Below are 15033 nucleotides of genomic sequence, written 5' to 3'. Positions count from 1 at the left end.
ATAAAGGCGCTTTTTACTAATTAAACATGGTCTAAATTAGCTGTGCTGGCGCTGCTTTTTGCCACGTTTCTTTTTCAACTTATCGAACTTTTCAAGCTGCTCATCGGTTAGAATGTCCGCTACTTTCATGCGAAGTTCAGCACGCTTAAGAAAACGCGCTTTTACTTTTTCAGCTTTTTGCTCTGCAATCGCATTTACCTTTTCTTGATAGTCAGCATCATCAGGGTTTAGGCCCGCTAGAGCATTCATTTTTCTGCGCTTACCTTCTTCACCCATTTCGGCTCTTTTAGCCTGACGCTCTGCTTTAAGCTCGACTTTCAATGCTTCAAACTGCGCTATTTGCTCATCAGTTAGATCAAGTACTCTTTCCATTTTATGCAAAGGTAGGAAATCTCCACCTCTACGTTCATCTGAATTCTTACCACCTGCGTAAGCAGTGGTTGCGATACATGCACTTAATAAAACACCGGTAATTAATTTTTTCATCTTAATCTTCCTACTTGTTTTGCCATGTTTATGCATGACGTTAAAAAATAATGTTGTTTAATCAACAGAATTAAGTATGCGTGAATCAATCGATAAGTAGGGTTAAGCTAGTGTAAAGTTCGGTAAAGTTGAAAAACACTTTAATTAATAGAGGGTAATATTCGGGCATGGAAAATGACAAAATAAACGTTTTACTCGTCGACGATGACAAAGACTTATGTGCCCTACTCCAAGAGTTTTTAGAAGGGGACGGTTTTCGTGTTGATGCAATTCACAGCGGCGATGAGGCAATAGAAACACTACTTAACACAAATCAGTACGACACCGTAGTGCTAGATATTATGATGCCTGGGATGTCGGGCCTTGATGTGTTGAAATCAGTAAGAGCCGAAAAGCAAACCCCTATTCTTATGTTGACAGGTCGTGGTGATGATATTGACCGAATTGTAGGCCTTGAACTGGGTGCTGATGATTACCTTCCTAAGCCTTGTAACCCAAGAGAACTTGGCGCCCGTATCCGCGCTATCATCCGAAGAACCCAGTACTTAAAAACAACGCCTGCCGCTTCGCCAAGCGAGCTACATGGTATTCATTTAGATACCGGCGCACGCCAGGCCACCGTTAATGGGGAATCCGTGGCGTTAACGGGGGCTGAGTTCAACGCACTTAGCTACCTGATGGAGCGTGTAGGACAAACCATTTCCAAACAGGAGATGACGCAAGAAGTATTGAAACGTCCATTGGAAGCCTACGATAGAGCAATGGATGTTCACGTTAGCCGAATTCGCCAGAAGCTCTCAGCCGCTGGGGTTACTAACGTTATTCAATCTGTCCGCGGTGTTGGCTATCAAATGCTAACCGTACCTCAGCAAGCAGAATAGAAGGTTCGGGTAATGATAAGTAACATCAAATGGTCGGACATAAAAGCCAACTTAGGGATTAAGCGCTTGTTCTGGCGAATTTTTGTTGCTTTTTGGATTGCCAGCTTAGCGGTCATGGCGGCAACTGGCTACGTCTTAGTAAACGAATACACCTCAAGTAACTATACCAAACGTTTTTTTGACGATGCGACCAATCAGGCAGAAAGAATTGTATGGCGATACGAACATGAAACGTTTACTAAAGGCAGGGCTAGAAGCGAGATTAAAGAGTGGATTAAACGTAGAAATGGTCGAGAAAACCAGCTAATCCCCATGCTAATATCCTCGGTAAATGGCGATACCATTTATCACTACCGCATGAATAAAACGCCTGAGGACCAACGGGTAACACGTGAAATCTATGGCCCTTCAAACACGCAGTACATCGTTCAATTAAGACAACCGCAAACGCCGCGAATTTATAAACATGTATTAAGCCGCTTTCAGTCAGTGCAGTTTGTATTTATTTTTTTAGCCTCGGCATTAGTAAGTGCCCTACTTAGCTGGAGCATTGTCAAGCCGATTAAGTATTTAGGCGCCTTTAGTCGAAAATACGCCAACGACCAAACAGCGTCGCAGGTTCCCTCTCAGCTGCTTTCTCGCGGAGACGAACTCAGTGACTTGGCAGCCGATATAAATTTCATGGTTCGTAAAACCGCTGATGCTATAGAGTCCCAGAAAAGGTTATTGCACGACGTGTCCCATGAATTGCGCGCTCCACTAGCTCGGCTTCAAACGTCAGCAGCAATAATCGAACAGCATCAACCAGATAACAAACACGTTCTGCAGATACACAATGACTGCCATCGAATGGACCAACTCATTCAGCAAATTCTGAACTTTTCAACGCTAGAGCATACTCCACAGAAAGCTGAACCTTGCGATGTTATTGCGTTATGCAATCGTGTTTTGGACGATATGGCTATTAACTATCCAGGCATCCCAACTTCACTAGACTTTAGCGAGTCTCGTGAAAACGATGCAATAATAAACGGGTTTCCAGAAGCGCTACACCAGGCGCTAGACAACATCGTAGGTAATGCGTGTAAGTATTCCGACAAAGGGCAGCCGGTATCTGTAAACGTTTCACCAGATACTGAAAATGTTGTCATCGTTGTTGAAGACAATGGCGTAGGCGTAGATAACAATGAAATTGAAAAGTTAATGCAGCCGTTTTACCGAGCGGGAAATCAGATGCATACTGAGGGTTTTGGGCTGGGTTTAACCATTGCGCTAAAAGCAGTGGAAAAGCATGGCGGAACACTTGTAATGCAAAGTCCAGAACAAGGCGGGCTTAGGGTTGAAATTACGTTACCTAAGAACACACCAAATTAATTGTGAAACATCTTTTTCTGGAAAGCAGCTTGGACTTATCGATGGCACAATGGGTTCACTTGGTAAATGATGGCTTACTGCACAAAATCGATTCCACGACCAAGTTTAACTAGTTACCAAAAATAGAGGAAGTCGACGCGAATTAGCGTTATGCTTGGCGGCATGAAGAAGTGCAGATTAACATAATGGCAACGCAGCAGCCGCTTTCCGTTCAGCAAAACCTTACCATTAGGTTATTGCGTGTATTAAGGTATAACAAAGCCCGCATCGAACGTGCTCTTACCCTCATGCCTGAAAAGCACAAACCACTTTTTCATGTGCTTCCATTCCTCGTTCATGTAAATCACGAAGCGCTTCCTGGTTATATTGCCCCGCTTTCGTCCGGCGAAAGCGTACCTTTTGGCATTAATAACTATTCTTTTAGGCCTGATATAGAAAAAGCACTTTTAAGGTGTTTCCCTGCTGAGAATCACCTGTTCTCTGATATCAAGCAAATTTGGCCTAGACAGCGAGCCATTGAGTCACTCGTACTTATGGGTAGCGTGGGCACTATTGCGCAAACCGATGACTCGGACTTCGATTTTTGGGTGTGCATTGAAGGCCATCGCTTTTCAGAAACTGAACTTTCCTTACTACAACAAAAGCTAACTGCTATTGAAAAATGGGCGGAACACACCTTTGGCATTGAAGTTCACTTCTTTTTATCAGAGATTGATAAAGTAAAGGAAAATGACTTCGGTATTGCTGAAGGCGAAAGCGCCGGCTCTGCACAAGCACTGTTTCTAAAAGCAGAATTTTACAACACCAATATTGTAGTAGCTGGCAAGGCGCCCTTTTGGTGGCTTACTCCAGAAAAAACCAGCGAAAAGCAATATCAGGCTATTTATAACAGTCTGGAAAAAGGCGGCTCACCAGATTTAGACTGGTTTATGGATTTAGGTCATTTAGAAAAACTTGATGCCAGTGAGCTGTTTGGTGCAGCCATTTGGCAACTGGGTAAAGCAATGGACTCCCCGTTCAAGTCGGTTTTGAAAATGGCGAAGCTTGAAGTCTACTTGGCCAATATCACACATGGGCAGCCACTCTGTAATCTGCTTAAAAAACATGTTCATCGTGGAGTTGAAGCGCCGGGCCGCGTCACAGACATTGACCCTTACGCATTGATGTTTGACGAACTTATTACCCACTATAAAGCCAACGGACAGCCCGAGGACATTGAGATATTGCAGCAATGCTTGTACTTAAAATGTGCATGCCCATTAAGCCAACCGCTTTTTGAGGGAGAAAAAGCAAACTTCAAACGCCGGATTTTAGCGTCCTATGCGAGACAATGGGGATGGAGCCGAAAACAAATTCACCATCTAGACAACCAACAGGATTGGACGTTTAGTGAGCGTGTACAACTTAGTCGCCGTGTCCATAGTTTTCTTTTGAAGTGCTATCGACGTATTTCTAAAGAGCTTAGCGACCACCAGCAAGCTATGGACGAAAAAGACATGACGGTGTTGGGCAGGCGCTTAAGTACCTATTACGCAAAAAAAGAAGATAAAATAGAATTTCTTCGGCGTGCCTTCGACGAAAGCCTTTATTGCGAAAAAATCACTATCGCTATGCGCCAGCTCAAAAACGGTGATGAAGTATGGTCTGCCTATGCCGGTGATTTGTTGAGTAAATCCGGAATCATTGATGAAGCACAGAAAATATCCCAAGCGCCTAGTGCGATTGCGCTAATGGTATGGCTGGTTTCAAGTAAAATAATTGATACTCGCAGTAAAGTTTATCTAGATTATAACTATGGCGAAGTAAGTGAATTAGACCTCAATGACCTTCTCAAGCACTTATGCAAGCATTTCCCGCCTGTCAGAGTGTCGTCCCTCCCCCGCAACGACCTACTTGCACCTGAGCGTATAACCGCATGCTTCTCTATTGTGAATTTCCCGACTTTACGTCAAAAAGCCACGGTTGAAGATGTAGCAGTAATCTATAAAACGTCTTGGGGAGAAACGTTTTTAAAATTCGGCAATGATGTATTGGATACCTTATGGTACGACCTTCAGGAAGTATCTCCTAAGCCATCATGTTACGTAATGGTTCCAAGAGGAAACCAACAATCGCGTATTTTAGGCGAATTTTTAGAGTCAAACGAATTTAACTTTAACGTGCTCTACTAAAAAGAACTACACGCTTTTTCTTAACACGTCGTCACGCCCATGCCGACGCCTCGGCCTATTTGTCTCACGTTTTCAGGCACTCCCCTGATCTAAAATACGAAAGCACTGAACATATTTCTCTTTTCTTACAAAACTGGTCTGAAAAACACACAAAAAAAACCTTGCGCTTTAGAATTACAAGTGTAATCTAAATATATCGACTACAACTGTAATCAATATATTAGATATGGTCACTATGAGTAAAATGTCAGACAAACCCGAAATTTCGAACGCCGAATTTGAAGTACTAGACGTACTATGGGACGACCACCCCGCTACATCAAGTGAGGTGGTTTCACGGTTAAACGATAAGAAAGACTGGCATGAAAAAACCGTCAAAACACTATTGGGTCGCTTGGTAAAAAAGGAAGTATTAGGCTTTGAAAAACAGCAGCGCCAGTACCTTTATTACCCACTGATTGCTCGCGAAGATTATACAAGAAAAGAAACGACAAGTTTTGTAAGTCGGCTATTCAAAGGGAAAATCGCGCCTATGGTCGCCGGGTTTGCAAATCAGAACTCGCTGTCTAAGCAAGATGTGAACGAGCTTAAAGCGCTTATAAAAGAGTGGGAAGAAAATAATGATTGATTGGATTATCGCTCAACAAGGCATATTGTCGCTCTCGCTCATTTTACTCATTGTTTCTGAGCACTTTTTCACATCTAGATTAGGTGCCTCGTTAACGTATAAGCTATGGGCGTTGATACCAGGCAGTTTGATAGTTAATAACCTTCCGCTGTCGATGGTTAGCATCCCATCAAATAGCTTTTCTCGCTATGTAGTGGGTGTTAAACCTACAGTGAATACTGTTACGTTCGAAACTTGGTTTACTCTTTGGGCTATAGGCGCATGCATTATCACTGCCTATGTTTTAGTGCATCATATTTCAACATGGACATCGATAGGGAAGCGACGCGCAATCCACACCAATGCCTACTATTCAAGCAAAGCAGCCACCCCTATGCTGTTTGGATTCATCGCGCCAAAAGTGCTTATTCCCTTTTCATTTAAAAGCACGTTTTCAAAGCAGCAACAGACACTGGTATTGGAACATGAAAACGTTCATCGCAAACATTATGACCACCTGTGGAATACGCTAGCACTCACTATCGCCATTCTATTTTGGTTTAATCCACTAGTTTGGCTTGCGCTTAAGTCTTTCAGAATAAATCAAGAGCTGGCTTGTGATGATGCAGTACTAAAAAACAAGACAGAGAAGGAAAAACTCACCTATGCAAAAGCACTTGTGCAGTGTGCCGAGCATTGTTCACGCACTATAACTTTGTACCCAACCTTTGGAGAAAAGACGACTATGATCAAACGTTTAAATGCTATAAAACAACCTATGCGCAGCAATAAAGTACTGGCAGCGAGCGTACTTTCTGTTGCAGCTTTACTGACTATTAATACCGCATTGGCTAACGTGCCACCACCACCGCCAAAAGCTGAAGCCAACATGGATAAATCAAAAGTTAATGAAGCATCACCCGTTAAACGCGTTCCACCCATCTACCCAGAAAAGGCAGAACAAAATGAGCTCGAAGGCTTTGTCGTAGTGTCTTTCGATATCACTGAAACAGGCGCAACAGATAATGTAAAAGTGGTTAAATCTCAGCCGGCGGGCGTGTTCGATAAAAGTGCTAAAGTGGCATTAAAACAGTGGGAATATAAACCACGCATTCAAGGTGGCAAAGGCGTCAGACAAACTGGGCTTCTCGTCCAATTAGACTATCAACTGGGCCCGAAACTCGATACAACGAATGTTGAAAAGAACGCTTCTCCAGATGTAGAGCGTATAATCATTCCGCCAGAAACAAAGTAAGCAAGGCCAACAAACAGTCAGAATATTAAAAGGAGCACACCGCTCCTTTTAGTGTTTTGTTTTAAGCTGAAGTTTTCAATCCATCGTTATAAAAATCTATACTTATTATTAGTTTAATACTGTTAGCCTAATTAGTATTATTTTGACACCGCAATATGATGAAGAGTATGGAAACTCTTAATGCAAACCTCTAGAGCAACAATTTATTTATTCACGGGCTTAAGTCTAACCCCCCTAGCAATATTTAGTTTATTTGACTTTTATTTAAACAGTGACATTTATTTTCAGATCGATACTCTGGCCCTCTGTTGCTTTGTATTTTGTCTCTTAGTACTTTTTAGTTATTGTAAGAGGTTTGTATTTACGGCTTTTGTAATCTGCGCACTTACAAGCTTAACGATTTTTGCTTCGGCATCCAGAGAGTATCTTGATTTTTATGGACTCTACATCAGTTACGAATCGCTTAAGCTTTATCGAGAGCTTTTTTTAGCGATCAAAAATTTCAACAGCACACCTGCTTTAATCTTCATACTGTTTATCAGTGCTATCAGCATAATCCTTCATAAAACACTATTTAAAAAGTTACATCGCCTTTCGTGGCAAAAGGGAATTTTATCCTTTTTGATACCTTTTATGACTGGGTTATTTTTAATCAGCATTCACACAACACGAAACGATACTAATGAACTACTTAACTTGACGAATGACGATAGAAAAAACGTTGAGCTTGAAAACCCACTAATGTACTTTTTTAGAAGTACACCCATAGTACTATGGCTTGTACCAGAGTCAGAGGATAGTGCCGCAGAAAACAAAGCGAAGGTAATTGCTAAAGCACTTAGAAAAAACACGCTTGTTGCACTTCCAGAAGAATATAGTTCGCAAAACTTTGATCAACTTATATTAAATTATCCGGGGCTCAAGCATAAAAACAGTAATGTAAACCCCTTAGCCTTTTATCCAACAACTCCATTGACACTAAATTTACCTAACAAGAAAAATGTAATACTTGTTGTATTAGAGAGCTCTCGATTTAAAGAATTGTCGAAAGAAATAACACCCAATCTACTTGAGATTGCAAACGAGTCTTTTTGGTTCACGAACAATTATGCCACATCTAGAGCGACGATTAAGTCTGAGCAAGCTATTTTATGTAGTTCTATAGATGGCAACCTTCTTACACCTTTTGCACGCTCCGAAGGTGTTTATCGCGGAAAGTGTTTACCTCACATATTGAAAAAGCATGGTTACACAACATCTTGGTTTCATGGCAACACAAAAGAGTTTTACAACAGAGAAATTTTTCATCCATCTCTAGGCTTTGACAATATTTACTCAAAAGAGTCATTTGAACGTGATGGTTATAGTGACGCGCAAGATATTGGATGGGGTGTTCCTGATCCTATTCTTTATGATGCTGCCTTAAATTATTTTGATCAGCAATCAAGTCCTTTTTTCACTGAAATATTAACCCTTTCTAACCATCAACCATTTAATTGGGATTATAAAGAGTTCAAGTTCCCACCTCATCTAAAAGAATCGGACGACGATATCTACGGTAATTATCAACGTTCTCTTTATTACGCAGATGTTGCTCTTGGAGAGTTTTGGCGCAAACTCAAACAAAAAGCATATTACCACCAATCGGTCATCGTAATAACAGGTGACCACGGGGTACCTTTTTACCCCAAAGATACCGTTTCACCTGTAGACAAATTCGAAGTTTTATTTAAAGTCCCTATGCTAATTCATGTCCCTGACTCATCGCCGCGCCAAATCGACACAACGAGAAGTCATTTAGATATCGCGCCAACTTTGCTTTCCCTTTTAAATATTAATGAGGAAAACTCTTTTCTTGGGCGCCCCCTAATTGGAAGCAAATCTAACGATGAAAAACGACCAATATTTCTGATGAACATGGATAGCTATGGTTTTATTTACGGAGGTACAAAATGCTTTCCAAAAGCAGATATGTGTTCTAAGGGCGCGAACTGCCTTAATGAAAAACGCTTTTCATGTGCAATTGATTCTTCAGAGGATGTTAAAGCGATAGAACAATCTGCACACCTCATGAAGTATTTGAAACTCAAAACTCTAGCCGCTTTCATAGAGTAAAAGAATAACCAAATCCTTATATAGATAAAGTTAATCTGCCTTAATAATTTGTTAGATTTATTTATGCGAACTGGTAAATGCTCTTTACACTTTCTCTACAGTAATTGAAGCTTCGTTAGGATAGAATGTTAGTATTTACCAACTAACCCATGCTCGTTTTACAAAATTTAATTGGCAATATGTATATTACATAGACAATTTATCTTAGCGTTGAGGGAGCTAACAACAAGGAAACTTACCATGAACCGTTTCGCTTTAGCACCTGCTGTGCTTGCTCTTACCGTCTTTACAACAAACGCCAACGCCAATATAGACCAGCTTAAAGGCCTTTTAGGTGATAAGAAAGCTGACTCAACTGTTACTACTAGTAGCCTAACTGAAATGGCGACAAGTGCTGCGTCTGGTATCGACTTATCTAGCTTGGTAGGCACAGTTTCTGACAATCTCAATGTATCTGAAACCCAGTCAGAAGGCGGCATCGCCTCTATTATGAACTATGTTCAAGGTAACCTTTCTAGCGGTGACTACGCGCAGCTGGCAAACAGTATTCCTGGCATTGATGGCCTACTTGAAAATGTACCGTCACTTAGCGGTGATACGGCTGCAAGTTCTAGCTCGTCACTATCCGGCCTACTCAATAAAGCCTCTGAATATAGCTCTACACTTAAATCTGTAAATGATTTGAAGCAACAGTTTGAAGCGCTTGGCTTATCAACTGATATGATTGCCAGCTTTGCCACTCAAATTAGCTCGTACTTAAATGTAAATGCCGATGAAGAAACCCAAGCACTCTTCAAATCTGGCCTAGATAATTTGCTAGCGGCTCTGTAGTCTATTGAAAGCGTATTGATATATGCTTCCTCGCAGAAATTAATACGCTTTAAATCTTTTTTGCAAGGTTGTATTTCTAATAGCAACCTTGCTCATCTTTTCATACTCAATTACGCAGCCTGATCGCCTATGCAAAATGCAACATCTTGGTTTTCAGCGAAACCAAAGTGGTTTCGAGTTTCTACCTACCTCGTCCTTTTCTATCTTACTTATGCCCTTCTTTTAGGCGTAGTAACCCCTGCGGTGCTAGAGGCAAAATTACCTAACCTATTAAAAGAAAATACAGGTCGAAATGCCACTGTACAAGATATTGCGATAAACCCTTTTCTATTGAAGGTAAGCATTACTGATTTTGTCATTTATCCAGAATCTAAGCCTTCAACCAACAGCGACAGTGACGAGCAGAGTAAAAATAGCAGTGAAAGCGATACCAAGAATAAGACGTCAAATAATCGTTTTTTTAGTGTGGGTAATTTTTCGCTAGACATTGGCTTTTGGCAAACGTTGCTTACTCTCACTCCTGCAATTGAGTCTTTAACTATCGATTCGCCATATGCAAAAGTGGCACGTTTAAATACCGATAACGACACACAAACATTCAACTTTTCCGATATTCTCGCTCACCTTGAGAATCGCAGTACAAATGAGAAAGATGAAGAGGAAGACGTATCTGACGGGCAGATCCCTAGAATAACACTAGGTCAATTTATACTAAGTAACGGCCAACTAGTTTTAGAAGACGAAGTTACCGATACCTTGCTTGATTACCCGGATTTGGATGTAGCACTGCAAGACCTAGATACCCATGCTGTAATTAGTGTAAATGACAATAGCCAAGCCGCGTTTAATCAATATCAGTTTGATTTGCTTACCGCCGAAAAAGGCACAGTTTCAATTAAAGGTGAGTTCCAACTTTCTCCCTTTAAAGTGGCTACAGACGTTGCGATAAGTGATGTTGCTCTGGCACCGCTATGGTCGCTATCGAAAGATTTGGTAGAAGCGAAACTGGTAGGCGGCACGGTTAACTTAAGCCTTCAGGCGCAGGCTTTTGAAGAGGGAGAGGCGTTTCAGTTTTTACTGGAAGACGGTGAGTTTGCCGTCAACAACTTGGTGTTTAATTCCGCTGTATTATCACCCACATCATCAGCCGCGTCATCAAGCTCGCCAAATAGCGTCAGTACCTCGAAAGAGATCCTCGCCATCCCTTCATTTGCCGTTCACGACATAAGCGTAAACGGCGCAAGGCAGCAAGTAAATATTGCTAAAGTTGCGCTAGACAATGTCAAAGTGTCGGGCTTGTTTGACGATACGGGGCTCGATTTACAACGCCTGTTTACACCTAGAAGTCTGACCGCTTCTGCTACTCAAACAAGCGCTGATGCGAATACAAATTCGCCTTCTGAGTCCGAAGAAAAGGACAAGAGCCTTCAGCTTAAGGAACAAATAACACCTGAAACTGACAACAGTGTTGATGCAGCGACCGTTTCGCCTGAATCAATGGGCGAGGAGACGCAAATAACAGCACAAACTAAAAATGGCTCACCGGAAGTAGAGCAAGAGAAGACATGGAAGGTTGCGCTACAAAAGTTTGCATTCAATAACGGCACTATTGATATGCTAGAGCGCAGTGTAAGTGATGGCACCTACTATAGAATTAGCCGATTGGATATTGAAAGCGGTGAAATCACCACTGATTTCACTAAACCTATTTCTTATACCACAAGCCTGCAAGTCTCTGCCGATACCCAGGCTTTTAGTAATACACCAAAAGGTACCCTAACAAGTAGCGGAAGCCTAGTCATTGCAGAACAAACGGTTAAGGGCAAAGCAGCTATTGAGCAACTAGCACTTAATCAATTTCAGCAATATATTTCACCCTACGCCAATGTCACACTTGAAGAGGGACTATTCAATCTAAATGTTGAATTTGACGCTGCAGTCGGTGATGAAGGAACCGAGACATTAAACGTTAAGGCAAATACAAAGGTTTTTGACTTAAGTGTTCTAGATGATGCCCAAGAGCCGTTGTTGCAATGGCAGTCATTAATAGTGGACGATATTGATTTTAACCATGCCTTAAACCAGCTAAGCGTAGACAATGTTCAGTTACAATCTCCCTTCGCTCGACTCATTATTGACGAAGCCAAGCAAACCAACGTGAGCAAGCTAGCTGTTGCTTCAAAAGAAGACAACAAAGAAGAGCGGCTCGCTAAAAATAATATCGCTGGCGAACCTGACAGCATGAACGCAACAAATTCAGCAGTATCTGCAACCAATGAAAAGGCGACTTCAAACGCTCAACAACTTGCTATAGCCGTGAACGCTATATCAATTGAGAACGGTAAAGCCTATTTTGCTGACCACTCATTAACACCAAAATTCGCGTCGGCCATTGAAAGCCTAAATGGCAAAGTAACAGGCATCGACTCGCGTTCAGATACGCCGGCCAATGTGGATATCACTGGAAAAATAGATAACTACGCACCGGTAAAACTAGCGGGCACCATTCACCCATTAAAAAGTGATTTAGACCTAGATTTAAACTTCTCTGTAAAAGGCGCTGAACTTACATTAGTTAACCCCTATTCTGGCACCTATATGGGCTATTACATTGACAAAGGTTTGTTGTCATTAGCGGTGCAATACAAACTCAATGGTAAAGCGCTGGAAGGTAAAAATCATGTGGTTATTGACCAGCTAACCTTAGGTAAAAAATCTAATTCTGACCAAGCGCTAAGTTTGCCGCTTGGGCTAGCTATCGCGCTGCTAGAAGATAGCAACGGCGTTATAGATTTAGGTTTAGATGTATCTGGAGATGTAGACAGCCCAGATTTTAGCTTTGGCTCTATAATCCTCAATGCTATTGGCAATATCATTACCAAGGCGGTAACCGCGCCGTTTTCGCTACTAGCAAGTCTGGTTGGCAGTGACGATGAGCTCGACAGTGTTGCGTTTACGTTTGGAGAACACAAGCTAAATGCTGAAGCTAAGGAAAAGCTAAACACCCTAGCTGAGGCCTTAAAAAAACGCCCAGGACTTAGAGTGAACATTGAAGGTACGGTTAATGCGGTATCAGATTCAAGCACGCTGGCACAACGCCAGTTAAATTCAACGCTGTTCGCAAAAAGTGGACTTGTTGATCCCACTACTACCTCCGGCAGTTCAAGTACGAACGGAAATACTTCTGCAGGTGGTGACATTGAAAATCTCAGCAACAGTGGTAACCCGCAAGATGAGCCATTAACTGGCAGCCGTATACCACTGGAAGGCCCATTAGCCGACGCCCTTTTGTCACACTATGTAGAGATGTTTACGCCAAACCTTGATCAAGAATATAAGAACATGGTGGCTCAATTAAACCCTGAGTTAGCAAGTGAAGGTCAAAACAATAATGATGACGTTATTGATGCGATTAACGAAGAGGATGTGCAAAGGGCGTTGACGATTGCCCGTTACAACAAGCTTCGCAATAGTATCGACATTACTGAAAGTGAGTTAATTGAACTTGCCGACTTGCGCAGTAAAGCGGTAAAAAGCTATTTAGCCAACGAAGGCGAAGTTGAAGCAAACCGTTTATTTTTGCTAAATACCAAGCACGACTTACATACTGAAGTTAGCGGCGTTGAGTTAACCTTAGAAGCGAACTAATAAACAAAAAGGGTAGCCGATTTAGCTGGGCTACCCTCTTTCTCTAATACTTATTTGAAATGTCCAGCTACTAAATGCTGCAAGCAACAGGGAAGAGCCCTGAAAATTTCTACGCTACTTTTTCAAGTGTGGCGCACAGGTTTCAGCAACTTTTGACGCGTCAAAAATCTCAATCCAGTAGCCGTCTGGGTCTTTAATAAAGGCGATACCTTTCATAGAACCATCATTGAGACCCTTTTGAAAAGGAACGCCTAGTGATTCAAATCTGGCGCAGGCTGCCTCTGCATCAGGCACATGAAAACCAATGTGCCCAAAACCTTTTGGCTCTGTATTTCCGTTGTGATAATCCACTGTTTCTGGTGTATCGCCCCAATTGTGGGTTAGCTCCAACATGGCCGGGCGACCAAAGGTTTGCTGAGTACGTTCGTCTACATCGTTAGAAATATCAGAGAAATCATCACCTGCCGCCAAAAAATAAAGGCTGAACTGCATTTCTTCAAAATCTAGACGCTTAATTAGCGTCATTCCCATAACTCGCGTATAGAAATCTAGCGAACGCTTGGGGTCGGCAATGCGCAGCATAGTTTGGTTAAACACAAAACCTTGTGTGGCGGCATCTTTCTCTTCACACAGGCCTTCGGCCTTATCGAAATGTCGGCTCATAATTTTTCCCTTTTACTCTATTGAAATAAATTTAGTTATTTTCCTTTTTAACTTCTCTTACAAAGTTAACTACTTTCGAGACAAATTCATCCGTATCAAATACCGGATCGCCATGGCGCTTACCTTTAGCAAGGAACAACTCATTTGGCACGCCAAACTGGTCTAGGCGGCGACTTAATAATTCGCTTTGCGTAGCGGGTACTACACCATCATCAAGTCCATGGAAAATAATAAAAGGCGGCGTTTCATCATCTATATAAGTGGTTGGCGAAGCTTCTCGCGCTAGGGCTTCGTTAACCAGTGGAGATTCACCCAAAAATTGAGCTTCTGCGGCATCTGGCGCGTCGTGATCCACTTTGCCGCTGTTGCCTCGCAAGGCCACAAGATCAGAAGGTCCAAAAAAATCAACCATACCAATTACACGGTAGCGCGGCTTTGCATTAAGAAACGGAACGTCGTCATTGTTTGATGTGGTCAAAAGCGAAGCCAGATGCCCACCCGCTGAGCGCCCCATCATGATCACGTGCTCAGCACTTAGTTTAAGATTATCGCTATTATCAACTAAAAAATTTATCGCATCGTTTATGTCGTTGGGTGCTGCAGGATAAATAGCCTCACCGCTAAGACGATAATTTACTGCCGCAACCACAACACCTTCATTGAGCAAAGAAGCGACTAAATTACCATTTTTAGACAGGGTTTCGTTTTTACTCCCTCTCATCCAAGCACCACCATGAACCCATACGGCGAGTGTGGGGGCTGTTCCTAAGGAAGTTGGCATGTATAGATCCAGCGCTAAATCTTTGCCATTAACCGTCTTGTAAACTATCGACTGGGGTTTAATGTCGTCTAAATTAGCGTATGGCGTTTCGGTCTTTTCACTCTCTGTTTCCCTTTTATCGCTTTTCGTCGTGCCGCACCCTACTAGCAGCAATGCTATGCCAAGAAGTGTAGCAAGCCTAAAAGTAAACCGCATAAATGAAAGCTCCATTCTATGTTGAT

The 15033-nt window shown here is 42.1% G+C and carries 11 protein-coding genes; 8 read left to right on the top strand and 3 right to left on the bottom strand.

Features of this window, described 5'->3' with window-relative positions; genetic code table 11:
• Nucleotides 1-36: 36 nt before the first annotated feature.
• A complete protein-coding gene (locus tag ACYTPF_RS06710; RefSeq protein WP_461851646.1) occupies nucleotides 37-486 on the bottom strand; it encodes a Spy/CpxP family protein refolding chaperone in 450 nt (149 codons plus the stop codon).
• A gap of 167 nt (nucleotides 487-653) precedes the next feature.
• Here ACYTPF_RS06710 and ACYTPF_RS06705 point away from each other — a divergent pair, with 167 nt between their 5' ends.
• The 8 genes from ACYTPF_RS06705 to ACYTPF_RS06670 all read left to right on the top strand — a co-directional run bounded on the left by ACYTPF_RS06705 (nucleotide 654) and on the right by ACYTPF_RS06670 (nucleotide 13368).
• Nucleotides 654-1367, top strand: coding sequence for a response regulator (locus ACYTPF_RS06705; RefSeq protein WP_461851645.1), 714 nt, complete (start codon nucleotides 654-656; stop codon nucleotides 1365-1367).
• A gap of 12 nt (nucleotides 1368-1379) precedes the next feature.
• Nucleotides 1380-2741 (top strand): HAMP domain-containing sensor histidine kinase, encoded by a 1362-nt coding sequence (locus ACYTPF_RS06700; protein ID WP_461851644.1) that lies wholly within the window; start codon nucleotides 1380-1382, stop codon nucleotides 2739-2741.
• A 185-nt stretch (nucleotides 2742-2926) separates the two neighbouring features.
• The gene (locus tag ACYTPF_RS06695; RefSeq protein ID WP_461851643.1) at nucleotides 2927-4912 is read left to right on the top strand and encodes a class I adenylate cyclase; all 1986 of its coding nucleotides are present in this window, start codon (nucleotides 2927-2929) and stop codon (nucleotides 4910-4912) included.
• 235 nt (nucleotides 4913-5147) lie between these two features.
• Complete coding sequence (locus ACYTPF_RS06690) at nucleotides 5148-5540, top strand: BlaI/MecI/CopY family transcriptional regulator (RefSeq protein ID WP_269916925.1); 393 nt, start codon at nucleotides 5148-5150, stop codon at nucleotides 5538-5540.
• Entirely contained in the window at nucleotides 5533-6774 is a 1242-nt protein-coding gene (locus tag ACYTPF_RS06685) for a M56 family metallopeptidase (protein ID WP_461851642.1), read from the top strand. The genes ACYTPF_RS06690 and ACYTPF_RS06685 overlap by 8 nt, the downstream gene beginning before the upstream one ends.
• A gap of 180 nt (nucleotides 6775-6954) precedes the next feature.
• Nucleotides 6955-8889 carry an LTA synthase family protein gene (locus ACYTPF_RS06680; RefSeq protein ID WP_461851641.1) on the top strand — a complete coding sequence of 645 codons (1935 nt, stop codon included), beginning with the start codon at nucleotides 6955-6957 and terminating at the stop codon, nucleotides 8887-8889.
• A gap of 240 nt (nucleotides 8890-9129) precedes the next feature.
• Entirely contained in the window at nucleotides 9130-9720 is a 591-nt protein-coding gene (locus tag ACYTPF_RS06675; protein WP_179984168.1) for a DUF2780 domain-containing protein, read from the top strand.
• Between the two features lie 129 nt (nucleotides 9721-9849).
• On the top strand, nucleotides 9850-13368 hold the full coding sequence (locus ACYTPF_RS06670) for a DUF748 domain-containing protein (protein WP_461851640.1): 3519 nt from the start codon (nucleotides 9850-9852) through the stop codon (nucleotides 13366-13368).
• A gap of 114 nt (nucleotides 13369-13482) precedes the next feature.
• Here ACYTPF_RS06670 and gloA read toward each other — a convergent pair whose 3' ends face one another.
• Together gloA and ACYTPF_RS06660 are read right to left on the bottom strand one after the other, a co-directional pair.
• Nucleotides 13483-14031, bottom strand: coding sequence for a lactoylglutathione lyase (gene gloA, locus ACYTPF_RS06665; protein ID WP_461851639.1), 549 nt, complete (start codon nucleotides 14029-14031; stop codon nucleotides 13483-13485).
• A 31-nt stretch (nucleotides 14032-14062) separates the two neighbouring features.
• Nucleotides 14063-15007 carry an alpha/beta hydrolase fold domain-containing protein gene (locus tag ACYTPF_RS06660; protein ID WP_461851638.1) on the bottom strand — a complete coding sequence of 315 codons (945 nt, stop codon included), beginning with the start codon at nucleotides 15005-15007 and terminating at the stop codon, nucleotides 14063-14065.
• Nucleotides 15008-15033 lie beyond the last annotated feature (26 nt).

This window comes from Alteromonas sp. HB246098 (assembly GCF_054890645.1).
The sequence above is the reverse complement of the archived record's forward strand: the minus strand, read 5'-3'. Positions and strand labels throughout refer to the sequence as shown.